Source organism: Corallococcus sp. Z5C101001, from assembly GCF_007352635.1.
GTDB classification, from domain to species: Bacteria; Myxococcota; Myxococcia; order Myxococcales; family Myxococcaceae; genus Corallococcus; species Corallococcus silvisoli.
The window spans coordinates 14,347-38,842 of sequence record NZ_VKLU01000025.1; the positions used below are offsets into that span (position 1 = coordinate 14,347).

Genomic DNA, 24,496 nt, shown 5'->3' on the forward strand with positions numbered 1-24,496 from the left:
TGACTCGAGCGCTTCTGACGCGCCCGAGGAGGAGAAGGGTCCGACGGCGGCTCACGGCCTGCCCTGCGTGTCCCCGGGCCTTGTGCCCGGGCAGCGGCTCAGGCGTCGTCGTCACCCAGCTGCGCGCGCAGCCGGGTGAGGCGCAGCGGCCCCACGAGGCCCTGGTGCGCCAGCGTCTGCAGCAGCGACACGGTGGCGCGCACGCGCGCGTCCTGCACCTCGTCGGACTCCTGGACGACCTCGTTGTCGAGCAGCGTCTCCAGGTGCTCCGGGTTGATGGACGTGGGGCCCTCCGACCAGGCGATGTCGAACAGCGCCCGCGCGACGTGCTCGCGCGCCTTGCGGTCCGCGTCGTTGGGCGCCGCCTTGGCGAAGGCCAGGAACAGCGCGTCCACGGACTCCTTGGACAGCGCGGCCAGGGCGGGCACCTCGCCCAGGGACTCCTTCACGTAGTCCGCGTCGAAGTGGTCCACCTCCTGCTCGTACCCGAAGGCCTCCTCCAGGAGGATGGAGGCGATGAAGGCGTCCGACTCCTCGTCGCTCGCGCCTTCCTCCTTCAGCGCCTCGCGCGCCTTCTGGAGGGCGGGCGCCAGGCTCGGGTCTTCCGACAGGGCCCGGGCGGAGGCGTGCGCGGCCAGGAGCACCAGCGCGGCCTGGGCGTCCGAGGACAGCGCGCGACCACTCACGCCCTGCAGCATCGCGCGCTGCTTGGGATGGGCGTCCGCGGCGGCCACGAAGTGCTGCTCCTCGGGAGTCAGCGGTTCACCCGCCTTCTCCTTGCGGAGCGTCTCCCTGGCGGCATCGGCGGTGAGGAAGCGGGCGAGGATGGGGTGCATGGCGGGGCCTGTTACCACATGGTAGGGACTCCGCGATGGTTGACGAGCCCGAAGGACCGGAGGCTGTCCAGCGCGCCACCGACGCCTGCCTTCGCCTGCTCAAGGCGCGGGGCCGCAGCCGGCATGAGCTGACGCTCGCCCTGGAGCGCAAGGGCTACCCCGCGGCCGTCCGGGACGCGGTCCTCGCGCGGCTCTCCGAGTGGGGCTACCTGGACGACGCGAAGTTCGCCCGCGACCGCGCCACGGCCCTTTTGGGCAAGGGCAAGCTGGGGCCGCGCGCCGTGCTGCAGCGGCTGCAGGCGCACGGGCTGGAGGGCACGCAAGCCCGTCGGGCGCTGGCCGAGGCGAAGGACGCGGTGGGCTTCGACGCGCTGGCCGCCGCCCGTCAGGTGCTGGAGCGCCGGCGCCTGGCTGGCCGCCCGCTGGACGCGAAGGAACAGGCACGGGCAGGGCGGCTCCTCCTCAGCCGGGGTTTCGCGCCGGACATCGTGACCCAACTGGTGGGAGAACCTTCGCTGGACCCCTCCGGGCAGGACGAATAGTTTGGGGGCGTGATGCGCTCCGCCGTCCTCGTCCTGTCCGTCCTGTTGCTGTCCGCTTGTGCCTCCCTCACCCAGGGGCCCGCGGGTGAGCCGAACTACGCCAACCAGGCCGCGGAGAATCTGGCGCTGGGGGAGGCCGCCCTGGAGGACAAGGACTTCCTCAAGGCGGAGAAGTACTTCGACCACGTCCGCACCAAGTTCCCGTACCTGGAGGCGGCCCGCGAGGCGGAGCTGAAGCTCGGCGACCTCGACTTCGCCCGGGAGATGTACGCGGAGGCGCGCGAGAAGTTCGACTCCTTCATCAAGCTGCACCCCACGCACCCCAAGGTGGACTACGCCGCCTACCGGCTGGCCCTGTCCTACGTGCAGGAGTTCCCCTCGGAGTTCTTCGCCCTGCCGCCTTCGTACGAGAAGGAGCAGAAGCCCATGTACGACGCGCTCCGGGCCATGAACCTCTTCCTGCGCCAGTACCCGGATTCGCAGTACGTGAAGGACGCCAAGGTGCACGCGGACGACGCCCGCCAGCGCCTCGCGCGCCACGAGCTGTACGTCGCCTCCTTCTACGCCAAGCGCGAGCGTTGGAAGGCCGTGGCCCAGCGCCTGGAGGGGCTGCTCAAGGACTACCCGGGCACGTCGCTGGAGGAGGAGGCCCTCTTCGACCTCCATCAGGCGTACGTGAAGCTCAACGACACGGAGCGCGCGCAGAACACGCTGCGCGAGGTCCTCAAGCGCCTGCCGGGCACGCCCGCCGCCCAGCGCGCCCAGAAGATGCTGGGCTCGTGAGACGGCTGGAGGACTGGGGGCGGCTGGGGGGCATCGGCATCGCCGTGCTCGCGGCCGCTGGGGTCCTCCTCTTCCTGGGGCCGCGCCTGCTGGGCGCCGCGGCCGGGCCCGAGGCGGAGATCATCACCGCCCTCAAGGAGGCCGAGCACGACGGGGTGTCGCTCGCCGTGCCCGGCTCCGCGCTGCCGCTCGTCTCCCGGAAGCTCCAGTACGCCCGCATCGCGGTGTCGGTGGATCCGGCGGGACAGCGCGCGGAGGCCTTCGCCACCCTGGACTTCGAAGGCACCCTGGGTGTCACCACCGTCAGCACCGCCGGTGTGGAGGTCGTGCCGTTCACCCGCGAGTCCGGACGGTGGAAGGCCTCGCCCTCGGTGGCGCCCCGGCTGGTGGCGGTGGTGGCCGCGCTGGAGGCGCGCCGGCAGGCCCTGGCGGCGGGCCGGCCGGAGGCGCTGTCACGGCTGGCGGGACCGGGTTCGGACGGCGGGGCGGGGCGGACGTGGGAGGAGGTGGCCCCCTTGAGCCGGCGGCGCGTGACGGCGCAGGCGTGGTACGCGCGGCTGGAGCGGGACGAGGCAGTGGTGACGGAGCACTACCGGGTGGAAGGAGACCTTCCGGCGCGGCCGGTGGACACCCGAGGAGAGCGTCCGCTTTTGCTCGTGCGCGAGGGCGATCAATTCTTGTTTTCGCCCGGGCTCATGTAGGCTACCCGAGGAGGCAGGGGCCCGCGCGGGGCCGAGTCATGGACGAAGCCCTCAAGCAGCTACTGACCCTCGGGCGAGGCTCCTTCGAGAAGAAGCAGTACGCCCAGGCCGAGCAGTTCCTGACGAAGGTGGTCGAGCAGAACCCGACCTTCGCCGACGTCTACAACATGCTTGGCATCATCTACCACGACCAGGGCCAGTTCGCCCGGGCGCAGCGGGCCTTCGAGTCCGCGCTGCGGCTCAACCCCGCGTACACCGAGGCCGCGCTCAACCTGGCGGTCATCTACAACGACATGGGGAAGTACGCGGAGGCGAAGGAGGTCTACCAGGCCGCCTTGTCCCGCCAGAAGGGCGCCCCCGGCGAGCTCGACCCCTACGTCATGAAGAAGGTGGCCAACATGTACGCCGACATCGGCGACGTGTTCGCCTCCAGCGGCGTGTGGCAGAAGGCCATCGACGAGTACCGCCGCGCGCTGGCGCACTTCCCCGAGTTCGTGGACATCCGCCTCAAGCTGGGCAACGCCCTGCGGGATGCCGGGGACAACGCGGCGGCCCTGGCGGAGTACGAACAGGTCATCGCGCAGAATCCGTCGTACATTCCCGGGCGGATCAATTATGGAATCGCCCTCTACTCGGCGGGTCGCCGTGACGAGGCGGTGAAGGTCTGGGAAGACGTGCTCGTGCGCAGTCCCGGCAACAAGAGCGCGCAGATGTACCTCAACCTGGTGAAGGACCCGGGTAAGGCGGAAGTGACGGGTTGAGCACCATGGCAACTTCCATCATCGAGGTCGCGGCACCGTGAGCACTCCTGGCGGTACGGCGAAGTCCTTTGCCCTCAAGTTCATCTCCGGGAAGTACCAGGGCGGTGAGTTCCCGCTGAAGGCCAACAAGCAGATCGTCGTCGGACGGTCGAGCGAGTTGGACATGGTCCTCGTGGAGGACATGGTCTCGCGCAAGCACGCGAAGATCATGTACTCCGACGGGGCCATCACCATCGAGGACCTGGGCTCCACCAACGGCACCTTCGTCAACGGCGAGAAGGTCAAGCAGGCCAAGCTGAAGGAGGGAGACCGCATCCTCATCGGGACCTCCATCCTCAAGCTCGTGCACCAGGGCGCGGAGAGCGCCGCCGTGGACGAGAGCGTGGTGAAGCAGAAGCTGGAGGAGGCCGCCGCCGCCCAGGCCGCGCGCACCACCAAGGCCAGCTCCATGACGGGGAAGATCGAGGAGATCCCCCTCCCGGACCTGCTCCAGCTCTTCCACACGTCGAAGAAGAACGGCGTGCTCGTGGTGAACAACGCCCACGAGGGGAAGATCTACCTGCGCCAGGGACGCGTGTACTACGCGGTCATCGACGACAACCACAACCTGGGCCCGCAGAAGAGCTTCAACCGCATCGTCACCTGGGAAGAGGGTGACTTCGAGCTGCGCGCCGCGGACAGCCAGGAGTTCATGGTGGAGCTGGACTCGTCCACCGAAGCGCTCCTGATGGACGCGCTCCGGCAGCTGGACGAGTTCAAGCGCCTGCAGCCGCAGCTTCCTCCCATGGCCACGGCGCTGCGGATCGCGCAGCCGTTGACGGTGCCGCTCAAGGAGCTGACGCCGGAGCTGATGGACGTGCTGCAACTGGTGCACAACCATGGCTCGCTGGGCGGAGTGCTGGACCACTCGGACGGCGACGACGTGCTCACCGCCGAATCGGTGGTGCAGCTCATGAAGCGCGACTACGTGCGCGCGGAGTAGGGCGGGGAACACCATGGCGGGTGACAAGTCGGTGAAGCCGAAGCGCCTCACCGAGATGAGCCACTGCGCGGGCTGCGCGGCGAAGCTCAAGGCGGGGGACCTGGCGAAGGTCCTGGGCGGCCTCAAGAAGGCCGCCCCCCGCGAGGCACTGGTGGGCTTCAACACCAGCGACGACGCCGCCGTCTACCAAGTGGCGCCGGGCATGGCCGTCGTGGAGACGGTGGACTTCTTCCCGCCGCTCGTGGACGACCCGTTCCAGTTCGGCGCCATCGCCGCGGCCAACGCGCTGTCGGACATCTGGGCCATGGGCGCGCGTCCGCTGTTCGCGCTCAACCTGGTGTGCTTCCCGGACGAGCTGCCGCTCAAGACGCTCCAGAAGATCCTCGCGGGCGGCCAGTCCAAGGCGGACGAGGCGGGCATCCCCATCCTGGGCGGCCACAGCATCCGCGACCCGGAGCCCAAGTTCGGCATGGCCGTCACCGGCGTGGTGCACCCGAAGAAGGTGCTCACCAACGCGGGCGCGAAGCCGGGGGACGTGCTGCTGCTCACCAAGCCGGTGGGCACGGGCATCGCCACCACCGCCATCAAGCGGGGGCTCGCGTCCAAGGCGCTGACCCAGCGCGTGACGGCGCAGATGGCCACGCTCAACAAGGCCGCGGGTGAGGTGTTCGCCTCGGGCGCCTTCAAGGTGAACGCGCTCACGGACGTGACGGGCTTCGGGCTCCTGGGGCACCTGCTGGAGATGATGACCGGCGCGAAGACGCGCGCGGCGGTGGACCTGGAGCGCATCCCGCTCATCGCGGAGGTGCCGGCGCTGGCGGAGGCCGGCGTGATCCCGGGCGGGACGAAGACGAACCTCGCCCACGTGAAGAAGCACGTGCGCTTCCCGGACGGGCTGCCGGAGCACATCCAGTGGTTGCTCGCGGACGCGCAGACCAATGGCGGCCTGCTGGCCAGCGTGCCCGCGCGCCATGCGCTGAAGGCCCTCCAGGCGTTGGAGAAGGCGGGCGTGGACGCGGCCCTCATCGGCGAGGTCCAGGCGGGCCGTCCCGGCATCGACGTGGTGGGCTGAGCGGGCCGGATTTCGCCTCCGGCCCGGGGCTCCGCTAACATCCGGGGCGCGAATGTCGCCTCGCCGCTCCCCCATCTGTCTCCTCGCGCTCGCGTGTCTCCTTCCGGCCCTGGCCGGGGCAGGGGAGCGCGTCGCGCGCATCGTCATCGACCCGGGACATGGCGGTGCGAAGGAGGGCGCGAAGGGGCCGGGGGAGCTCTGGGAGAAGGAGGTCGCCCTCCAGATTGCCCAGCGCCTGCGCGACAAGCTGGAGGCCGCGGGCAGCGAGGTGTTCCTCACGCGCGACCGCGACACGCTGATGGCGCTGTCGGAGCGGGTGGAGTTCTCCAACGTCCAGCGGCCGGACCTCTTCCTCTCCATCCACGCCAACTCCATGCCCACGAAGCGGCTGCGCGAGCGCACCGAGGGCATCGAGACGTACTTCCTCTCCGCCAACGCGTCGGGTGAGGCCGCGCGGGCGGTGGCGGACCGCGAGAACGCGGAGGCGCCCACGGCCCGCTCCGCGCGCGGACACTCCACGCTGGCCTTCATCCTGGATGACCTGGCGCGCACGGAGGCGCACTCGGATGCGTCCCGGCTGGCCTACGCCATCCACCCGCGGCTGGTGTCCAAGAGCGGCGCGGCGGACCGGGGCGTGCAGCAGGCGCCGTTCTTCGTCCTCACGGGCGTGGAGGCGCCGGCGGTGCTGATTGAGGTGGGCTTCATCTCCCACCCGCAGGAGGGCGCCCGGCTGGGGAAGGCCGGGTACCAGGAGACGCTGGCGGAGGCCATCTCGGAGGGGGTGCAGGCCTTCTTGCGGGAGACGCGCCGGCGGGACACCTCGCCCTCGCAACCGGTGGCCGGATCCACCGGGCCCTGATAAAGCGTGGGGGCTTCACGTCCCCTCCCGTCAGGAGCTTTCCCTCGTGCGTTCCTTCCAACGTGGTGCGCTGGAGCTTCGGCCTGTCACCCTCACGCCCAACGTCAACCGCTACGCGGAGGGCTCCGTGCAGGTGGAGTTCGGCCACACCAAGGTGCTCGTCACCTGCTCGGTGGAGGACCGCGTCCCGCCGCACCTGATGGGCAAGGGCTCCGGCTGGGTGACGGCCGAGTACGGGATGCTCCCGCGCGCCACGCACACCCGCGGCTCGCGCGAGGCGGCGAAGGGCAAGCAGTCCGGCCGCACCATGGAGATCCAGCGCCTCATCGGCCGGGCCCTGCGCGCGGCGGTGGACCTGCCGTCGCTGGGGGTTCGCACCTTCACGCTGGACTGTGACGTCATCCAGGCGGACGGCGGCACGCGCACCGCGTCCATCACCGGCGCGTACGTGGCGCTGGTGATGGCCCTGCGCTCGCTCAACAAGCCGGGCCTCTTGAAGAACCTCACGCCGCTGGCCGCGGTGTCGGTGGGCGTGGTGAACGGCGAGGTGCGCGTGGACCTGGACTACGACGAGGACTCCACCGCGGAGGTGGACCTGAACCTCGTGGCCACGGGCGACGGCCGCATCGTGGAGGTGCAGGGCACCGCGGAGCACAAGCTCTTCGACCGCAAGGCGATGGACGCGATGCTGGACGGGGGCCTGGCCGCCATCCAGCAGCTCACGGCCGCGCAGGCGAAGGTGCTGGGATGAAGCCGAAGCTGCTCTTCGCCACTGGAAACGCGGGCAAGCTGCGCGAGCTGCGCGCGCTCGTGGGCGACGCCGTGGAGGTGGTGTCCCTCAAGGACCTGCCTCCCGTGCCGGAGCCCGAGGAGGACGGCGCCACCTTCGAGGACAACGCGGTGCTGAAGGCGCGCGCCTACTCGAAGGCCACGGGGTTGCCCGCGCTGGCGGATGACTCGGGGCTGTGCGTGGACGCGCTGGATGGACGGCCCGGGGTGCTCTCCGCGCGGTACGCGCCGGGGGATGACCGGGCCCGGTACGAGAAGCTGCTCGGGGAGCTGGAGGGCGTGCCGGACGGGAAGCGGACGGCGTCCTTCTACTGCGCCCTGGCGCTGGTGACGGGGGAGGGCGAGCCCCGGGTGGAGGTGGGCCGCTGCGAGGGCACCATCCTGCGCGCGCCGAAGGGGACGAACGGCTTCGGCTATGACCCGGTGTTCCAGGTGGCGGACGGCAGCGGACGCGCCATGGCGGAGCTGGCGCCGGAGGAGAAGGCGCGGGTGTCTCACCGGGCGAAGGCCTTCGGGCTGATGCGGCGCCATCTGTTGGCGCTTTGACCGGGCGGACGGGCGTCAGGAACTGCGAGCTTGCGCGTCCGTCCGCGTTAGGCGAAGAATGCAGCACTTCTCGGGGCGTAGCGCAGCCTGGTAGCGCACCTGCCTTGGGCGCAGGGGGTCGGAGGTTCGAATCCTCTCGCCCCGACTTGAAGTGCCGTGTTGAAGCAGCAGTCGTCGTGGAACGACCAGCTCCAGTAGCTCAGCTGGATAGAGCACCGACCTTCTAAGTCGGGGGTCGCAGGTTCGAGCCCTGCCTGGGGCGCCAAATCTGCAGGCTGGGGGGTGTATTTGGGCCTTGTACGGCCTCGGTTTCCACGGTAGGAGACCGCCGCATCAAAGCCGTGACGTGCGAAGTGACGGCGAATGTAGCTCAACTGGTTAGAGCGCCGGACTGTGACTCCGGAGGTTGCCGGTTCGATCCCGGTCATTCGCCCTTCTTTGCTTCCCGCGCCTATAGCTCAACTGGATAGAGCATCGGCCTTCGAAGCCGAGGGTTGGGGGTTCAAGTCCCTCTGGGCGCACTTCCTCAACCCTCCGAATCCACGAAGGCAAGTCGGCCAGGGTTGCCCCCATGACTGGGACGTAGCTGCCTTCGCGCTGCCAATCACAGACACCGTAGACATAAACGCCCGCGCCCCCAGACAGGGAACGCGGGCGTTGTTCATTTCGGGGCTACGACGACCTTCAGGCCTCCGGGTTCGTCCCGGCGCCGTCCTTGGCGGACGGCACGCGGCAGCGCGACTCCGTCTCCGCCTCCAGCGCGGTGAGGTTCTCGCGCATGGCCTTCGCCCACCGGGCCCGGGGCTGCTCCATCAGCTTCTCGTGCGCCAGGTCGATGGTCTCGCTCAGCTCGTCGTCGGACAGCTCCGACGTCGTCTTGCCCTTGTACGGACCGAACGCCACCACCACCGCGCTCGCCTTCGGCCGCTCGGGCGTCTGGGCCAGGGGCGCCAGCGGCACGTCGACGTCGAGCCTCGGCTCCTCCTTCTCAGGGGGCCGGGACTCCATGGTGGCTGGCGTGGGCGCCAGGGTGGGGAAGGACGCCTTCATCTGGCCCGGCCTCGCTCCCAGCACCTCGTAGGTCCCGGACGTGGGGGCCGGCTCGTCGTGGGCTCCGTGCGCGTCGTACTCCTCGGCCGGCATCTCCTCGCGCACGTACAGTCCGCCGAAGGCCTCCGGGTACGCCTTGCGCAACGCCGCCACGCGGGCGCACTTCTCGATCATCGTCGTGGGGATCTTGGCCCAGAGCGGCGTCTGCTGGACGTAGCCGGCGAAGTCCAGCCACACCACCACCGGCAGCTTCCCCTCGCGCACCACCCGCGACCAGGCACCCACCAGGGCGCCCTTGCGCTTGGCCGGGTTGAAGCGGTGCACCACCTCCCCCTTGCCCTGGTCCACGACGATCTCGTCCTCGGCGAACACTGCGCTCGCCTGGATGCCCTTGAAGTCCGGGAAGCGCTCCGCCCGGGCCAGCATGCCGGCCTCCGAGGGCTGGAACTCGTACTTCGTCACCCAGTTGGGCCGCTCCCGGTTGCCCACGTTCTGCCGACGCGCCACGCAGAACGCCTCCTTCAGGAGCGGATCCAACCCGCTGCGCTTGCACTGCTCGATGAAGAGCGCGAACTCGTCCTCGCTGATTCCCCGGGGGCAGATGGTCCGCTTCACCAGGTCCACCCGCTCCCGGTTCCAGGCCGCGCCCTGCGGCGACGTCACTCCATCCGCCTTCACGTTGGCTTCCATCACTGTCTTCTCCCGCACCACTCGAAAAGGACGGGCGACCCTCGCCCGCCCACCTGGTTGCCCGGGACGCACCCCTGACCCGAAGCAGGGGCCAGACGAACCTCTGCTACAGGCCTGAAGCGCGAACCGCGGCGTGGATCAACATGCGGGCCGGATGGACCCTTCGCATCGCTTCCAGGACCGTGGACCGGCCGGCAGCAGGGCGGGCATCCGCCCAGGACGCGGGGAATGAACGGGGGTGTGCAAAAACGTTTTGACAGGGCGGGCGGCGCCCGGTATTCACCGCGCCACCTCGGACGTCGCGCAGCCAACGCGGCCCCAGTAAAGCCGGGAGCGTAGCTCAATTGGCAGAGCAATGGACTCTTAATCCATAGGTTGTGGGTTCGATTCCCTCCGCTCTCACTCGCAGGGCCCCTTCTGGAAACGGAAGGGGCCCTGTTTCTTTTCCGGCATCCGCCCCTCCGGCAGGGGCCAGAGGGCGCGCGGGAAAGCCCCTGTTGCCCACGGACGTTTCGCGGTAGGACGGTCGCGCGACGCGTCGGGCGGGTGGCGAAACTGGTAGACGCGCCAGACTTAGGATCTGGTACCGCAAGGTGTGAGGGTTCGAGTCCCTCCTCGCCCATTTCGCGTTGACCCGTTCGTGCCTATCCCCTAAAGCCGCACGTCCCACTTTCCGGTTGCCGCCCCGGGACGCGTAGGCCCGTGGAGGCGGCGAGCGAGGCCCGCATGAAGGTCCAGGTCGAGGAGCTTTCTCCCATCGAGAAGAAGCTCTCCATCGAGGTCGACAACGCCCGCGTGGCGGAGGAGCTCAACCGCGCGTACGCCGCGCTCAGCGGCCAGGTGAAGCTGCCCGGTTTCCGCCAGGGCAAGGTTCCCCGCCGCATCCTCGAGCAGAAGTACCGCGAGCAGGTGGAGGACGACGTCATCCAGCGCGTCGTCCAGAAGGCCTACCTGGACGCCGTCCGCGAGCACAAGGTGGAGGCCGTCGCCTCTCCCCAGGTCACCAACTCCGGCCTCAAGCCCAACGCCCCCTTCAACTTCGAGGCCCGCGTGGAGGTGAAGCCGCGCGTGGAGGCGAAGGACTACGAGGGCGTGAGCCTCTCGAAGATCGACACCGCCATCTCCGACGACGCGGTGAACGAGCAGATCGAGCGCATGCGCCAGAACCAGGGCCGCATCGAGCCCGTCACCGACCGTGACACCGCGGCCGCCGGCGACCAGGTGACCATCGACTTCGAGGCGAAGGTCGACGGCAATGCGTTCCCCGGCAGCAAGGCGGACGGCATTGGCGTGCGCGTGCAGGACGGCGACCTCATCCAGGGCAACATCCCGCAGCTGGCGGGCGTGAAGGTCGGCGACTCCAAGGACGTCGAGTACACCTTCCCCCAGGACTACCAGGCGGAGGAAGTGCGCGGGAAGGCGGCCATCTTCCACATCACCGTCAAGGAGCTGAAGAAGCCGGTGGTGCCGGAGCTCAACGACGACTTCGCCAAGGAGACCGGCGTCGCCCAGACGGTGGACGAGCTGCGCGCGAAGGTCCGCTCGGACCTGGAGAAGGCCAAGAAGAACCAGGCCCAGGTGGACGAGCGCGACGGCCTCATCAAGGCCCTGCTGGAGAAGAACGCGTTCGACGTGCCCCGCGCCATGGTGGAGCGCGCCATCGACTCCATGATGGAGGGCGCCTTCCGCCAGATGCAGCGCCAGGGCATCGACCCGCGCCAGCTCAACCTGGACTTCAACCGGCTGCGCGACGAGATGCGCGAGAAGGCCGTCCTGGAGGTGAAGGGGACGCTCCTGTTCGAGGCCATCGCCCAGCAGCAGAACATCCAGGCGTCCGACGAGGACGTGGAGAAGCGCATCGAGGACCTCGCCATCGAGGCCAACCAGCCCGTCGCCCAGGTGAAGAAGTACTTCAAGGGTCCGGACGAGCGCCTTGGGTTGTCTCTGCGACTCCGCGAGGAAAAGACGATTGAATTCCTCAAGGGCCGGGCGAAGTATTCTTGAGGCTTTTCCTTCAAGGTTCCTGAGTCCCTTCTCGAGGTCCATCCGACATGCCCTTCATGCCCGTCCCCTACGTCATCGAGCAGACCCACCGGGGTGAGCGCTCGTACGACATCTACAGCCGGCTCCTGAAGGACCGCATCGTCATGCTGGGCACGGAGATCGACGATGACGTGGCCAACGCCATCGTCGCGCAGCTCCTGTTCCTGGAGTCCGAGGACCCGGACAAGGACATCAACCTGTACATCAACTCGCCGGGTGGGTCCGTGACGGCGGGGCTCGCCATCTACGACACGATGCAGTACGTCAAGGCGCCCGTGTCCACCATCTGCGTGGGGCAGGCGGCCTCCATGGGCGCCGTGCTGCTGCTGGCCGGGGCGAAGGGCAAGCGCTACTCGCTGCCGTCCAGCCGCATCATGATCCACCAGCCCCTGGGCGGCGCGCGCGGCCAGGCGACGGACATCGAAATCCAGGCCCGCGAAATCCTCCGGATGAAGGCCAAGCTCAACGAGCTCATCGTCAAGCACACCGGGCAGACGATCGAGCGCGTGGAGAAGGACACGGACCGCGACTACTTCATGGGCGCCACGGAGGCGAAGGCGTACGGCATCATCGACGCCATCCAGGACCCCCGGAAGGTCGTGGGCGTGAAGGCGGAAGAGAAGAAGTAGACAGCGGGAAAACCCAACGGACCGGGGTGGCAGGGACTCGGCCGGTGGCCGGGGGTGCTGGGACTCTCTCCCGCGCCTCCGGCCTTCTCGTTTCTGTCGTCGCCGGCATTTTCGCCTTGTTAAGTACCCCGAAGGTGCGTGGACGTTCCGGATGGGGGCTGACTAGATTGGCGAGAGCAGGGGACCGGACGCGAAGCGGGTTGGGGCCTTTCAGGCGCAGCGAGGGATTTCATGGCGGGTAAGAACGTGGAGAAGCGAGACAACCAGACCCTCTGCTGCTCCTTCTGCGGAAAGTCGCAGAAGGAGGTCAAGAAGCTCATCGCGGGCCCGACGGTCTACATCTGCGACGAGTGCATCGGGCTGTGCAACGACATCATCGCGGAGGAGATCGACCGCGAGGAGACCAAGGACACCAAGCTGCGCATCCCCCGGCCCTCTGAAATCAAGGCCGTGCTGGATGAGTACGTGGTGGGCCAGGAGCGGGCGAAGAAGACGCTGTCGGTGGCGGTGCACAACCACTACAAGCGCATCGAGTCCAAGGTCGCCATGGACGACGTGGAGCTGCAGAAGAGCAACATCCTGCTCCTCGGCCCCACGGGCTCCGGCAAGACGCTGCTGGCCCAGACGCTCGCGCGCATCCTCAACGTCCCCTTCACCATCGCGGACGCCACGTGCCTCACGGAGGCCGGCTACGTGGGCGAGGACGTGGAGAACATCATCGTCAACCTGCTCCAGGCGGCCGACCACGACATCGAGCGCGCGCAGCGGGGCATCGTCTACATCGACGAAATCGACAAGATCGCCCGCAAGTCGGAGAACCCCTCCATCACCCGTGACGTGAGCGGCGAGGGCGTGCAGCAGGCGCTCCTGAAGATCATCGAAGGCACGGTGGCCAATGTCCCGCCCAAGGGCGGCCGCAAGCACCCCCAGCAGGAGTTCCTGCAGGTGGACACCACCAACATCCTCTTCATCTGCGGCGGCGCCTTCGGCGGCCTGGAGCAGGTCATCGAGCGGCGCCTGGGCGGGCGCAGCCTGGGCTTCGGCGCGGAGATCCAATCGCGCAAGCAGCGCAACCTGAGCGAGCTGCTCAAGCACGTGGAGCCGGAGGACCTGCTCAAGTTCGGCATGATTCCGGAGTTCATCGGCCGTCTGCCCATCATCACCGCGCTGGAGGAGCTGGACGAAGGCGCGCTCGTGAACATCCTGGGCGAGCCCAAGAACGCGCTCACCAAGCAGTACCGCAAGCTCTTCGAACTGGACGGCGTGTCGCTGAAGTTCACCGACGGCGCGCTGAAGGCCATCGCGTCGGAGGCCATCCGCCGCAAGGCCGGCGCGCGCGGCCTGCGCTCCATCCTGGAGACGGCCATGCTGGACGTGATGTACGAAATCCCGTCCCGCAAGACGGCCCGCGAGGTGCTCATCTCCGAGGAGGTCATCCTCAAGAAGAGCGAGCCCGTCGTGCTGCACTCGCAGGACAACAAGGAGACGCCGGAGCCCAAGAAGGAATCGGCGTAACGCCGGAGCCTCATCGGGCATGACGGGGCGCGTCATGGGCGCCGCGACACGGGTCGCGGACCCGGGCGCGCCCCTCGTCTTCGCGGGGCAGCCCAGGCGTGGGAGCGGGCCGCGATTTTTTCCGGGCCGGGGGCGGGGCCTTCTTGTATCTGCTGTCCCCCATGAGAAAGCTCCTCATGCCCGCCCTGTTGTCACTTGTGGCCTGTGTCTCCTCGAAGGACGCCACGCGCGAAGAGGTGCCCGCGTCCGCGTCCTCGGGGGCCCGGTCCGCGGCGGGTGACAGCGCTCCGGCCCAGGAGGGCCCTTCCCGCATGGCCTACCCGGCGACCCGTTCCGAAGCGGTGGTGGACACGCTGCACGGACAGCAGGTGGCGGACCCGTACCGCTGGCTGGAGGACGAGAAGTCCCCCGAGGTCCAGGCCTGGATGAAGGCGCAGGACGGCTTCACGCGCACCGCGCTGGAGGCGATGCCGGGCCGGGACGCGCTCGCCAAACGCTTCAAGGAGCTGTTCTACGTGGACTCCGTGTCGGCGCCCGCGCGCCGGGGCGAGCGCTACTTCTTCATGCGCACGCACAAGGACAAGGAGAAGGCCATCGTCTACTGGAAGCAGGGCGAGGCCGGTCCGGAGAAGGTGCTGCTGGATCCGAACACCTGGAGCAAGGACGGCACGGTGTCCCTGGGCACGTGGGCGCCCTCCTGGGACGGCAAGCGCGTGGCCTTCGCGCAGCGGCCCAACGCCGCGGACGAGGCCGTCCTGCACGTGATGGACGTGGCCACCGGTGAGTGGTCCAAGGTGGACGTCATCGAGGGCGCCAAGTACGCCCAGCCGCACTGGACGCCGGACGGCAAGGGCTTCTACTACGAGTGGCTGCCCACGGACGCCTCCATCCCGGTGGACGCGCGCCCCGGCTACACCACGCTCAAGTTCCACGTGCTGGGGCAGGACCCGAAGCGCGACGTGGTGGTGCACGAGCGCACCGGTGACCCGTCCACGTTCCTCCAGGGCGACCTGTCGCGGGACGGCAAGTACCTGTTCGTCTCCATCCTGCGCGGCTGGAGCGAGAACGACGTCTACTGGAAGCACCCGGGGGAGAAGGACTGGCGGCTGCTCGTGAAGGGCAAGGGCGCCAAGTACAACGTCATCCCCTGGAAGGACCGCTTCTACGTCGTCACCGACGAGGGCGCCCCGCGCCAGCGCGTCTTCGGCGTGGACCCGAAGAAGCCGGAGCGCGCGAACTGGAAGGAGCTGGTGCCGGAGGACCCCCAGGCGGCGCTGGAGAGCGTGTCGCTGGTGGGCGGCCACCTGGCGCTGGAGTACCTGAAGGACGCGGCCACGGAGCTGCGGATCGCCACGCTGGAGGGCAAGCCGGTGCGCACCGTGCAGCTGCCGGGCGTGGGCGCCGCGTCCAACCTGGCGGGCCTGGAGGACCAGGACGACGCCTACTTCGCCTTCAGCTCCTTCACCACGCCCCGGCAGGTGTACCGGACGTCCGTGAAGGGCGGGAAGGTGGACCTGTGGGCGAAGGTGGAAGTGCCCATGGACCCGGACGCGTACCAGGTGGAGCAGGTCTTCTACGCGTCGAAGGACGGCACCCGGGTGCCCATGTTCCTCGTCTACAAGAAGGGCCTGAAGAAGGACGGGACGGCGCCCACGCTGCTGTACGGGTACGGAGGCTTCTTCGTCAGCATGCAGCCCACCTTCCGCGCCAGCATCCTGCCGTGGCTGGACTCAGGCGGCATCTACGCGGTGGCCAACCTGCGCGGCGGCGGTGAGTACGGCACCGCGTGGCACGAGGCGGGCCGGGGCGCGAACAAGCAGAACGTCTTCGACGACTTCGCCGGGGCGGCCCAGTTCCTGGCCCAGGATAAGTACACGCAGGCGTCGAAGCTGGCCATCTACGGCGGCAGCAACGGCGGCCTGTTGGTGGGCGCGGCGATGACCCAGCACCCGGAGCTGTACGGCGCGGTGGTCTGCGGGGTGCCGCTTCTGGACATGGTGCGCTACCACCTGTTCGGGAGCGGGCGGACGTGGGTGCCGGAGTACGGATCGGCGGAGGACGCCGGGCAGTTCAAGACCCTGTACGCCTATTCGCCCTACCACCACGTGCGGCAGGACGTGAAGTATCCAGCCCTGCTGATGATGGGCTCCGACCACGACGACCGCGTGGACCCCATGCACGCGCGCAAGTTCGTGGCGGAAGTGCAGAACGCGAAGGGCAATCCATCCCCGGCATTGCTACGCATCGAAGCGAACGCGGGCCACGGCGGGGCGGACCAGGTGGCGAAGGCCATCGAGTCCAGCGCGGACATGTACGCCTTCCTCTTCCAGGTGCTGGGCGTGGCCCGGCCGGACGCCGGGGTGGCGGCCGAGAGCCGCTAGAATCCAGGCAGGACACAGTTCCGCCTCTCGGTGTTCCCTTGAAGGCAGGGTGCGGACCCCCAATCTTGTGACGGGAACGGGGCCTGTGACCGGCGTGTTATAGAGCGGTATTTCACCCTGCATGCGCGTTCGGCGGGCATGCGGGCAACTCTTGAAGGGCCTGTCTGTCTGGCAGGCCAGCGGGTGGCGGATACATGTTCTTCGGACGTGACGACAAGAAGGAAGCCCAGAAGCGGGGACTCACCATCCCGCTCTTGCCCCTTCGGGACATCATCGTGTTCCCGCACATGGTGGTGCCGCTGTTCGTCGGCCGGGAGAAGTCCATCGCGGCCCTGAAGGACGCGATGGCCCACAAGGGTCCGGATGACAAGGCCGTCATCCTGCTGGCCGCGCAGAAGAAGGCCAAGACGAACGACCCCTCGCCCGACGACATCTTCCACTTCGGCACCATCGGGCACCTCATCCAGCTGCTGCCCCTCCCTGACGGCACGATGAAGGTGCTGGTGGAGGGCGTGCGCCGCGCGAAGGTGAAGAAGTTCCACCCGAACGACGCCTTCTTCATGGTGGAGGTGGATGAAGTCGAAGAGCAACTGGAGAAGAGCGTGGAGTTGGAGGCGCTGGTGCGCTCCGTCCACTCCGTCTTCGAAGCCTTCGTGAAGCTCAACAAGCGCATCCCGCCGGAGATGCTGATGCAGGTCGCCAGCATCGACGACCCGGCGCGCCTGGCGGACACCATCGTCGCGCACCTGTCGCTGAAGCTGAACGACAAGCAGGCGCTGCTGGAGACGGAGTCCCCGGCCAAGCGGCTGGAGAAGCTCTACGAGCTGATGCAGGGCGAGATCGAGATCCTCCAGGTGGAGAAGAAGATCCGCACGCGCGTCAAGAAGCAGATGGAGAAGACCCAGAAGGAGTACTACCTGAATGAGCAGATGCAGGCCATTCAGAAGGAGCTGGGTGAGCGCGACGAGTTCAAGAACGAGATCCAGGAGATTGAAGAGAAGCTGAAGAACAAGCGGATGAGCAAGGAGGCCACGCTCAAGGTCAAGAAAGAGCTGAAGAAGCTCCGGATGATGAGCCCGATGAGCGCCGAGGCCACGGTCGTCCGCAACTACATCGACTGGATCATCAGCCTGCCCTGGTACGACGAGACCCAGGACCGGCTGGACGTCACCGAAGCGGAGCGGGTGCTCAACGAGGACCACTACGGCCTGAAGAAGCCGAAGGAGCGCATCCTCGAGTACCTGGCCGTGCAGCAGCTGGTGAAGAAGCTGAAGGGCCCCGTGCTGTGCTTCGTGGGGCCGCCGGGCGTGGGCAAGACGTCGCTGGCGCGCAGCATCGCGCGGGCCACGGGCCGCAAGTTCGTGCGCCTGTCCCTGGGCGGCGTGCGCGACGAGGCGGAGATCCGCGGCCACCGCCGCACGTACATCGGCGCGATGCCGGGCAAGCTCATCCAGTCCCTGAAGAAGGCGGGCAGCAACAACCCCGTGTTCCTCCTGGATGAGATCGACAAGATGTCCACGGACTTCCGTGGCGACCCGAGCGCGGCGCTGCTGGAGGTGCTGGATCCGGAGCAGAACCACAACTTCAACGACCACTACCTGGACCTGGACTACGACCTGTCCAAGGTGATGTTCATCTGCACCGCGAACACGATGCACAACATCCCCGGTCCGCTGCAGGACCGCATGGAGGTCATCCGCATCGCGGGGTACACCGAGCCGGAGAAGCTCTCCATCGCGCGGCGCTACCTGATCCCGAAGGAGCAGGAGGCCAACGGCCTCGCGGACCTGAAGATCGACATCACCAATGACGCGCTGAAGACCATCGTGCACCGGTACACGCGCGAGTCGGGCGTGCGCTCGCTGGAGCGCGAGATTGGCGGCGTGTTCCGGAAGATCGCCCGCGACGTGCTCAAGAACGGCAAGCGGGACCTCATCGAGGTGGACCGCAAGCAGGCGATGAAGTTCCTGGGCACGCCCCGCTTCCGCTACGGCGTGGCGGAGCGCGAGGACCAGGTGGGCATCGTCACCGGCCTCGCGTGGACGGAGCTGGGCGGTGAGATCCTCACGACGGAAGCCACGTCCATGCCGGGCAAGGGCAAGCTCATCATCACCGGCAAGCTGGGCGAGGTGATGCAGGAGTCGGCGCAGGCGGCCATGTCCTACGTGCGCAGCCGCGCGGAGCGCTTCGGCATCGACCGCAAGGTGTTCGAGAACTACGACATCCACGTCCACCTGCCGGAGGGCGCCATCCCCAAGGACGGTCCGTCCGCGGGCGTCACCATGGCCACGGCGCTGGTGAGCGCGCTCACGCGCGTGCCGGTCCGCCGGGATGTGGCGATGACGGGTGAAATCACGCTGCGCGGCCGCGTGCTGCCCATTGGCGGCCTGAAGGAGAAGACGCTGGCGGCGCACCGCGCGGGCATCAAGACGGTCCTCATCCCGAAGGCGAACAAGAAGGACCTGAAGGACATCCCGCTGAAGATCCGCAAGGCGCTGCGCATCGTCCCGGTGGAGTTCGTGGACGACGTGCTTCGCGAGGCGCTGCTCCTGGAGAAGCCGGAGGAGTTCGGCCGCAAGGGCGCCGGGGACAACCTGAAGACGGGGCTGTCCGTGTCGGAGACGGTGTCCACGCCTTCCGCGCCGGCCTGATGACGGCCTGAGCCCCGGGCCCTTCCAGGGGTCCGGGATGCGTGGGGTTCAAGCCAGGATGCCGGCCGACCAGGAGTCGCCGGTCTCCTGGCTTCTCTATTTTCGGACCGTGCCTGGGGTACAACGCGGGCAGTGGCTCCCCGCGCGCGAATCCTTTCGTCCTCCCTGGTGCTGGTGATGGTCGCGGCCTGCGGGCCCTGCGGCTTCCAGCCGGAGCCGGGCGTGAAGGTGGTGGTGCCGGCGATGCCCACCACGCTCGATTGGAGCCATTCGGATCCGATGAGCTGGGTGAACTACCCGGTGATGCTCGCCACGCAGAAGGGGCTCACCACGCTGGGCGCGGACCACTCCGTGCAACCCGGGCTGGCGGAGCGGTGGGAGCGCGAGGCGGACGCCGCTGGCCACGATGTGTACACCTTCCACCTGCGCCCCGACGTGACGTGGTCGGACGGCGCTCCCGTGACGGCGCGCGACTTCGTCTTCGGCTGGCACCGGGCGCTGCGGGGCCGCGAGCGCGGGGAGATGGCGGACCTGGAGGGCGCGGAGGCGGTGCTCGCGCTGCTGGAGCGGGGGGCACCGGAGGCGGAGGTGAAGGCCGCGCTGGCGCGGGTGGGCGTGGAGGCGGTGGATGCGCGGACGCTGCGGGTGACGCTGGCGCGGCCCCGCAGCTACTTCCTGGCGCGGCTCGCGAACGTGTACCTGTTCTTCCCGGCGCCCTCGGCGGACCTGGAGGGCAGGTCCGACGAGGCGGTGCGCGACTACTTCGACCGGCCTCGCGATGGGCGTCCGCTGGCCGTGGGCCCGTACCGCGTCGAGCGGTGGGACCGCGCGGGAGAGCGCGTGCGGCTCGTCTACAACCCGCGCAGCGCGTTCGCGCCCCCCCTGGAGCCCGGGGAGACGCCGGCCCCGGTGCTGACGCTGATGAAGTCGGAGATCGGCCCCGCGCTGTACGAGCGGGGCCGCGTGGACTTCGTCTTCGTGGACAGCGCGGCGGCGCTGCGCGGGATGCGCGCGGCGGACCTGAAGCGCGAGCCCCTGCTGTCCACGTACTTCCTGGGCTTCAACACCGAGCGTCCGCCGTTGGACCGGCCGGAGGTGCGCCGGGCCCTGGCGCGGGCGTTGGACCGGGAGGCGCTGCTCGCGGGGCTGCTGCCCGCGGCGCGCGCGACGAACGTGTTGCTGCCGCCGGAGCTCCCGGACTCGGCCTCGCCCGAGCAGGCCGCCCGGCTGCCGCGCTACGAGCCGGAGCGAGCGAAGGCGGAGCTGGAGGGGGTGACGGGCCTGGACCGGCCGCTGCGGCTGGTGGTGAAGGCGGGGGATTCGTTCGTGCCGGAGGAGGCGCTGGCGGAGCGCATCGCGGCGCAGCTGGCGCGGGTGGGCGTGCGGGTCGTGGTGGATGCGCGCTCGGACTTCTCCGCGGAGGTGGCTCGAAGGACGCCGCAAGGGGCGCGCGCCTATGACCTGTACCTGCGCCGGCTGGGCGCGGACTACGCGCACCCGAACACGTTCTTCACGCTCTTCGAGCGGCAGGGCAATCACCAGACGGGCTGGGAGACACAGGGCGCGGGCGAGCCGATGCGCCGCTTCGAGCAGCTGCTGGAGGAGGCGGACGGCGACGCGGACCCCGCGCACGCGCGCGAGCTGTACACGCAGGCGCAGGAGCTGCTGGTGGGCGAACAGGCCGTCATCGCGCCGCTGTACCACCCGGACCGCTACTTCCGGGCGCGGGCGCGGCTGCATGGCCTGGACGTGGATCCGTTCAACTTCCTCGCGCTGCGCGCCCTGCGGCTGGGGCCGGATGAAGCGCCCATGGCCCAGGCGGAAGGCAAGGAGCCCTAGCGCATGCGCAGGGTGCGCCCCGACAGTTCGATGCGAGCCGGGGGTCTGGGCCCCGAGGCGCCCTGGCTGATGCGCGGGACTCGCCCGGCCCTGCCCGGATGCTCGACCGACAGGAGCCCTCCGAGGCGTGCCGTGCGAGCGCGCCGTTCGGAGCCCGGGCGCTCGGAGCTGCCTCGGCCGCGGGTGTCCGTGGGCCGGGACACTTCATGCGAGCGCTTGTGTCCGCGCGCCATGGACCTGCGGGCCTGGTGGCGTCGGCGCGTGCCTGGGACTTCGTGTTCGCCTCCGGCGCCGCGGTGGCCCCTGTGCGACAAGGGCCTTCGCTCGTTCGGGCCGTGGCGCTCGCGTCTGGCTCGGACCTCAAGGCGGGGGGCCTAGCGCATGCGCCTCATCGCGACGCGCCTCGCGCGGCAGCTCGTGCTCGTGCCGGTGGTGGCGGTGGCCTCGTACTTCCTCATGGCCGCGCTGCCGCTCACCACGGAGAGCGACACCAAGCGGCAGGTGTCTCCGGAGCTGGCGGCGTCGTACCAGCGCGACCTGGGCATCGGGGAGCCGTTCGGGTTCCTCCGCCCCTGGCAGAAGCTGTTCGCGGGGGAGCGGCTGGGCACCAGTGCCCAGGGCATCACCGGGGATGAGCTCCTGCAGAAACTCTCCGGCAGCGTCGGCGTGGGCCTGGTCGCGCTGCCCCTGGCGCTCGCGTGGGCGCTGGGCTTCGCGCTCCTGCGCACCCGCTGGCGGCGCGGGCGGTGGGCCGTGCTGGGCGACGCGCTTCCCGCCATCGCGTTCGGGACTCCGGTGTTCATCCCCGCGCTGCTGCTGGCCCCTTCCGTGGTGGAGCGCGGCCACCTGCTGCCAGAGCTCTGCGCGGCGGTCGTCATCGCCATCTGGCCCGGGACCTTCCTGGGCACGCTGGTGGGTGACGCGCTGGAGACGGAGCTGTCGCGCGACTACGTGCGCACCGCGCTCAGCAAGGGGCTGGACCCCGGCACGGTGCTGCGCCGCCACGTCCTCCCCAACGTGTGGCCGGCGCTCCTGGACGCCGTGACCCCGGTCGCCACCGCGCTGCTCGCGGGCTCGTTCGCCGCGGAACGCGTCTTCGGCCTGCCTTACTTCGGCCAGCTCTACGTGCTCGCCGTCCTCAACAAGCAGGTCGCCGTCGTCGTCGTGTCCACCACCACCTTCGCCACCGTGCTCGTCGCCGTGAGCCTCACGGTGGAGCTGCTTCGCGTGCTCGTGGATCCGCGCGCCCGGGAGGCCCGCGCGTGAACCGCATCCCGCTTCGCGCCTGGGTGGGCCTGCTCCTCCTCGTGGGCCTGGGCGCCTTGAGCCTGGTGGCCGGCCGCCTGTTCCCCGAAGCCCTCGCGCACACCTGCCCGCTCGGCTGGGACCTGAACCGCCCGGACCGCAGCGTGTGCGAGCTGGCCTTCGGCGGCCTGTGGGTGTCCCTGGCGGTGGGGCTCGCGGCTGGTGCCCTGTCCACCGTGTTGGGGCTGGGCGTCGCGGCGCTCGCGCGGCTGTCCGGCGGCGTGACGGAGCAGGTCCTCCTGCGCGCCGTGGATGCCGTCTTCGCCCTGCCGGACGTGCTCGTGGTGATGGTGCTCCAGCTCGCCGGCCAGTCGCTGATGGACGCGGGCATGGGCGGCGGCCTGGGCCCCTTCGGCTTGATGGTGACGTCGCTGGCCCTGGTGGGCTGGGCGGGCCCCGCACGCATGTTCCGCGACCGCCTGGCCACGCTGGAGGGCCAGGAGTACGTCGCCGCCGCGCGGGCCCTGGGCGGCGGTGGGCCGCACGTCCTGCGCGTGCACCTGTGGCCCATGCTGCGGCCGTTCGTGCTGGCGGTCTTCCTCAGCCGCCTGCCCAACGCCATCCTCACCGAGTCCACGGTGAGCTTCTTCGGCATCGCCCGCATGGAGCCCATGTCGCTGGGCCGCTACCTGGGCACGTCCTACGCGGCGCTCATCTACGAGGGCGGGGGGCGCGTGGTGATTCCCGCCTGGGGGCTGCTGGTCCTGCTCGTGCTCGGCGCCTCGCTCGCTTCCCAGGCGTTGGGGGGAGGTACCCGTCGCCAAGTGTGAGGAATGCCGCACATTGGGGCAAAGGTTTCCCACGGACGGAAACCCATTACCCCCTGGTGAACACCATGTCCCTCCCGACGGAAGAAATCCCCCTTGCCCCTGCCCGTGATGAGCGTCCGCGCGACGACGGTCTGCGCAAGGAGACCGTTCGGGGTTCGGTGCTGGTGGTGGAGGACGACGCCGCCCACCGCGAGTTCCTGGTGGAGCTGGTGAGCGGCTGGGGCTACCAGGCCATGCCCGTGGGCAGCGCCGAGGAGGCCGAGTTCGCCGTGCGCAACAAGCGCATGGACGCGGCCATCGTGGACGTGTTCCTGCCCGGCCGCAGCGGCACCACGCTCATGTCCCGGCTGCGGGAGCGCTTCCCGCAGGCGGTCCTCATCGGCGTGAGCGCCATGAGCGACGCGGCCACCGCGCGCAAGTGCAAGGGCCTGGGCGCGGACCTCTTCATCGGCAAGCCGTTGGATCCGGAGCGGCTGGCAAAGGCGCTCAAGTCCAAGCACCACAGCTGGCACTGAAGTCGGCAGGGGAGCGGGTTCCGGTTGCACACCCCCGCCGGACGGCCGATGCTCCCCTGCGTGAAGAACCTCGCTTCCGGCTTCCTGCTGGCCATGCCCCAGCTTGGAGACCCGAACTTCTACCGGTCGGTCATCCTGATGATCGAACACGGGGAGACGGGCTCCATGGGGCTCGTCGTGAATCGGGGAGCGCCCCTGACGCTGGGTGAGCTGGCGCGCGGTCAGTCGATGGACATCTCGACGGAGCGCGTGTCGCAGCCGGTGTTCGTGGGCGGCCCGGTGGAGCCCCAGCGGGGCTTCGTCCTGCATGACGACGACACCGTGCCGGAGAAGCACCCGGTCCTGCCCGGCCTGTACCTGAGCGTCACCCTGGACGCGCTGGGGCCCCTGTTGCAGCGGGCGAGCCCTCGGGTGCGCTTCTGCCTGGGCTACGCGGGCTGGGGGCCCAAGCAGTTGGAGAATGAGATCGCCGCCGGTTCGTGGCTGTATGCCGACGCCACCGCGGACGCGGTGCTGGGACACGACCCGGCCAAGCTGTGGGATGCCACCCTGCGCGGCCTGGGGGTGGACCCGGCCATGTTGGTGATGGGGAAAGGGATGAACTGATGCTCGACGCCGAGACGCTTCGCCGTTACCTCCTCGATGCCCTGCCGGGCTCCGAGGTGGAGTTGAACGACACCACGGGGACGGGGGACCACTTCGAGGCGCGCGTCGTCTCCCCGGCCTTCACCGGCAAGACGATGGTGGAGCAGCACCAGCTCGTCTATGCGCCCCTGCAGCCGTGGTTGAAGTCCGGAGAGCTGCACGCGCTCGCGCTCAAGACCTATTCGCCCGAGCAGTGGAAGAAGCTCGGGCCCCGCTGAAGAAGGAGCAACGTTTCATGGATCCGACCCTCAAGGCCCAGTTCGACGACACGGTGAAGTCCCACCCCATCGTCCTCTTCATGAAGGGCAATGCCCTGTTCCCGCAGTGCGGCTTCTCCGCGCGCGCCCTCCAGCTGCTGCAGCCGCTGGGGCCGGTGCACACGGTGGACGTGCTCGCGGACCCCGCCGTGCGCCAGGGCATCAAGGACTACTCCAACTGGCCCACGATTCCGCAGGTCTACATCCACGGGAAGTTCGTGGGGGGCTCGGACATCCTGATGGAGCTGGCCGAGCGCGGCGAGCTGCAGGACCTGGTCGCCGCCGGCGGCAAGTAGGCGCCCCGTGGCTCGAGCGGGGGGCCGCGAGGCCCGGGG

Annotated in this window: 23 protein-coding genes and 6 tRNA genes; 27 read left to right on the plus strand and 2 right to left on the minus strand. The window is 69.2% G+C overall.

The window, feature by feature from the left end:
- Positions 1 to 98 precede the first annotated feature (98 nt).
- Complete coding sequence (locus tag FOF48_RS35170; RefSeq protein WP_143909227.1) at positions 99 to 836, minus strand: hypothetical protein; 738 nt, start codon at positions 834 to 836, stop codon at positions 99 to 101.
- Between the two features lie 35 nt (positions 837 to 871).
- On the opposite strand from FOF48_RS35170, the gene FOF48_RS35175 reads away from it, so the two are divergent.
- From FOF48_RS35175 to FOF48_RS35235, 13 genes are all read left to right on the plus strand, one after another.
- On the plus strand, positions 872 to 1,378 hold the full coding sequence (locus FOF48_RS35175; protein ID WP_143909229.1) for a regulatory protein RecX: 507 nt from the start codon (positions 872 to 874) through the stop codon (positions 1,376 to 1,378).
- Positions 1,379 to 1,390: 12 nt separating this feature from the next.
- Positions 1,391 to 2,161 (plus strand): outer membrane protein assembly factor BamD, encoded by a 771-nt coding sequence (locus FOF48_RS35180; RefSeq protein WP_143909231.1) that lies wholly within the window; start codon positions 1,391 to 1,393, stop codon positions 2,159 to 2,161.
- Positions 2,158 to 2,862, plus strand: coding sequence for a hypothetical protein (locus tag FOF48_RS35185; protein WP_143909233.1), 705 nt, complete (start codon positions 2,158 to 2,160; stop codon positions 2,860 to 2,862). Before FOF48_RS35180 ends, FOF48_RS35185 begins: the two co-directional genes overlap by 4 nt.
- A gap of 38 nt (positions 2,863 to 2,900) precedes the next feature.
- Positions 2,901 to 3,623 (plus strand): lipopolysaccharide assembly protein LapB, encoded by a 723-nt coding sequence (locus FOF48_RS35190; RefSeq protein ID WP_143909235.1) that lies wholly within the window; start codon positions 2,901 to 2,903, stop codon positions 3,621 to 3,623.
- Positions 3,624 to 3,660: 37 nt separating this feature from the next.
- On the plus strand, positions 3,661 to 4,605 hold the full coding sequence (locus FOF48_RS35195; protein WP_143909237.1) for an FHA domain-containing protein: 945 nt from the start codon (positions 3,661 to 3,663) through the stop codon (positions 4,603 to 4,605).
- A gap of 13 nt (positions 4,606 to 4,618) precedes the next feature.
- Positions 4,619 to 5,677: a selenide, water dikinase SelD gene (gene selD / locus FOF48_RS35200; protein WP_143909239.1), complete on the plus strand. Its 1,059-nt coding sequence runs from the start codon at positions 4,619 to 4,621 to the stop codon at positions 5,675 to 5,677.
- Between the two features lie 52 nt (positions 5,678 to 5,729).
- Positions 5,730 to 6,536: an N-acetylmuramoyl-L-alanine amidase gene (locus FOF48_RS35205; RefSeq protein WP_143909241.1), complete on the plus strand. Its 807-nt coding sequence runs from the start codon at positions 5,730 to 5,732 to the stop codon at positions 6,534 to 6,536.
- Positions 6,537 to 6,582: 46 nt separating this feature from the next.
- Positions 6,583 to 7,287, plus strand: a complete 705-nt coding sequence (rph, locus tag FOF48_RS35210; protein WP_143909243.1) for a ribonuclease PH — start codon at positions 6,583 to 6,585, stop codon at positions 7,285 to 7,287.
- Positions 7,284 to 7,871 (plus strand): RdgB/HAM1 family non-canonical purine NTP pyrophosphatase, encoded by a 588-nt coding sequence (gene rdgB, locus FOF48_RS35215; protein WP_143909245.1) that lies wholly within the window; start codon positions 7,284 to 7,286, stop codon positions 7,869 to 7,871. The genes rph and rdgB overlap by 4 nt, the downstream gene beginning before the upstream one ends.
- Before the next feature lie 71 nt (positions 7,872 to 7,942).
- Positions 7,943 to 8,016 (plus strand) — tRNA-Pro (locus FOF48_RS35220).
- 43 nt (positions 8,017 to 8,059) lie between these two features.
- Positions 8,060 to 8,136: transfer RNA gene (locus tag FOF48_RS35225), tRNA-Arg, on the plus strand.
- A 94-nt stretch (positions 8,137 to 8,230) separates the two neighbouring features.
- Positions 8,231 to 8,304 (plus strand) — tRNA-His (locus FOF48_RS35230).
- A gap of 14 nt (positions 8,305 to 8,318) precedes the next feature.
- Positions 8,319 to 8,392: transfer RNA gene (locus tag FOF48_RS35235), tRNA-Arg, on the plus strand.
- Positions 8,393 to 8,555: 163 nt separating this feature from the next.
- Here the strand turns inward: FOF48_RS35235 and bet are convergent.
- A complete protein-coding gene (gene bet, locus FOF48_RS35240) occupies positions 8,556 to 9,611 on the minus strand; it encodes a phage recombination protein Bet (RefSeq protein ID WP_143909246.1) in 1,056 nt (351 codons plus the stop codon).
- 329 nt (positions 9,612 to 9,940) lie between these two features.
- On the opposite strand from bet, the gene FOF48_RS35245 reads away from it, so the two are divergent.
- The 14 genes from FOF48_RS35245 to grxD all read left to right on the plus strand — a co-directional run bounded on the left by FOF48_RS35245 (position 9,941) and on the right by grxD (position 24,457).
- Positions 9,941 to 10,013: transfer RNA gene (locus FOF48_RS35245), tRNA-Lys, on the plus strand.
- Between the two features lie 138 nt (positions 10,014 to 10,151).
- Positions 10,152 to 10,233, plus strand: a tRNA-Leu gene (locus tag FOF48_RS35250).
- A gap of 104 nt (positions 10,234 to 10,337) precedes the next feature.
- Positions 10,338 to 11,615 carry a trigger factor gene (tig, locus tag FOF48_RS35255; protein ID WP_143909248.1) on the plus strand — a complete coding sequence of 426 codons (1,278 nt, stop codon included), beginning with the start codon at positions 10,338 to 10,340 and terminating at the stop codon, positions 11,613 to 11,615.
- Positions 11,616 to 11,662: 47 nt separating this feature from the next.
- Entirely contained in the window at positions 11,663 to 12,283 is a 621-nt protein-coding gene (gene clpP / locus FOF48_RS35260) for an ATP-dependent Clp endopeptidase proteolytic subunit ClpP (RefSeq protein WP_143909250.1), read from the plus strand.
- A 231-nt stretch (positions 12,284 to 12,514) separates the two neighbouring features.
- A complete protein-coding gene (gene clpX, locus FOF48_RS35265) occupies positions 12,515 to 13,798 on the plus strand; it encodes an ATP-dependent Clp protease ATP-binding subunit ClpX (RefSeq protein ID WP_014394869.1) in 1,284 nt (427 codons plus the stop codon).
- Between the two features lie 161 nt (positions 13,799 to 13,959).
- The gene (locus tag FOF48_RS35270) at positions 13,960 to 16,179 is read left to right on the plus strand and encodes a prolyl oligopeptidase family protein (RefSeq protein ID WP_255443029.1); all 2,220 of its coding nucleotides are present in this window, start codon (positions 13,960 to 13,962) and stop codon (positions 16,177 to 16,179) included.
- 194 nt (positions 16,180 to 16,373) lie between these two features.
- Entirely contained in the window at positions 16,374 to 18,830 is a 2,457-nt protein-coding gene (lon, locus tag FOF48_RS35275) for an endopeptidase La (protein ID WP_143909252.1), read from the plus strand.
- A gap of 177 nt (positions 18,831 to 19,007) precedes the next feature.
- Positions 19,008 to 20,669, plus strand: a complete 1,662-nt coding sequence (locus tag FOF48_RS35280; protein ID WP_143909293.1) for a peptide ABC transporter substrate-binding protein — start codon at positions 19,008 to 19,010, stop codon at positions 20,667 to 20,669.
- Positions 20,670 to 21,050: 381 nt separating this feature from the next.
- Positions 21,051 to 21,935, plus strand: coding sequence for an ABC transporter permease subunit (locus tag FOF48_RS35285; protein WP_143909254.1), 885 nt, complete (start codon positions 21,051 to 21,053; stop codon positions 21,933 to 21,935).
- Positions 21,932 to 22,744, plus strand: coding sequence for an ABC transporter permease subunit (locus FOF48_RS35290; RefSeq protein WP_143909256.1), 813 nt, complete (start codon positions 21,932 to 21,934; stop codon positions 22,742 to 22,744). The genes FOF48_RS35285 and FOF48_RS35290 overlap by 4 nt, the downstream gene beginning before the upstream one ends.
- A gap of 65 nt (positions 22,745 to 22,809) precedes the next feature.
- Positions 22,810 to 23,259, plus strand: coding sequence for a response regulator (locus FOF48_RS35295; RefSeq protein WP_143909258.1), 450 nt, complete (start codon positions 22,810 to 22,812; stop codon positions 23,257 to 23,259).
- Between the two features lie 60 nt (positions 23,260 to 23,319).
- Positions 23,320 to 23,865, plus strand: a complete 546-nt coding sequence (locus FOF48_RS35300; protein ID WP_143909260.1) for a YqgE/AlgH family protein — start codon at positions 23,320 to 23,322, stop codon at positions 23,863 to 23,865.
- Positions 23,865 to 24,122: a BolA family protein gene (locus tag FOF48_RS35305; RefSeq protein ID WP_143909262.1), complete on the plus strand. Its 258-nt coding sequence runs from the start codon at positions 23,865 to 23,867 to the stop codon at positions 24,120 to 24,122. The genes FOF48_RS35300 and FOF48_RS35305 overlap by 1 nt, the downstream gene beginning before the upstream one ends.
- Before the next feature lie 17 nt (positions 24,123 to 24,139).
- Complete coding sequence (gene grxD, locus FOF48_RS35310; RefSeq protein ID WP_143909264.1) at positions 24,140 to 24,457, plus strand: Grx4 family monothiol glutaredoxin; 318 nt, start codon at positions 24,140 to 24,142, stop codon at positions 24,455 to 24,457.
- Positions 24,458 to 24,496: the final 39 nt, after the last annotated feature.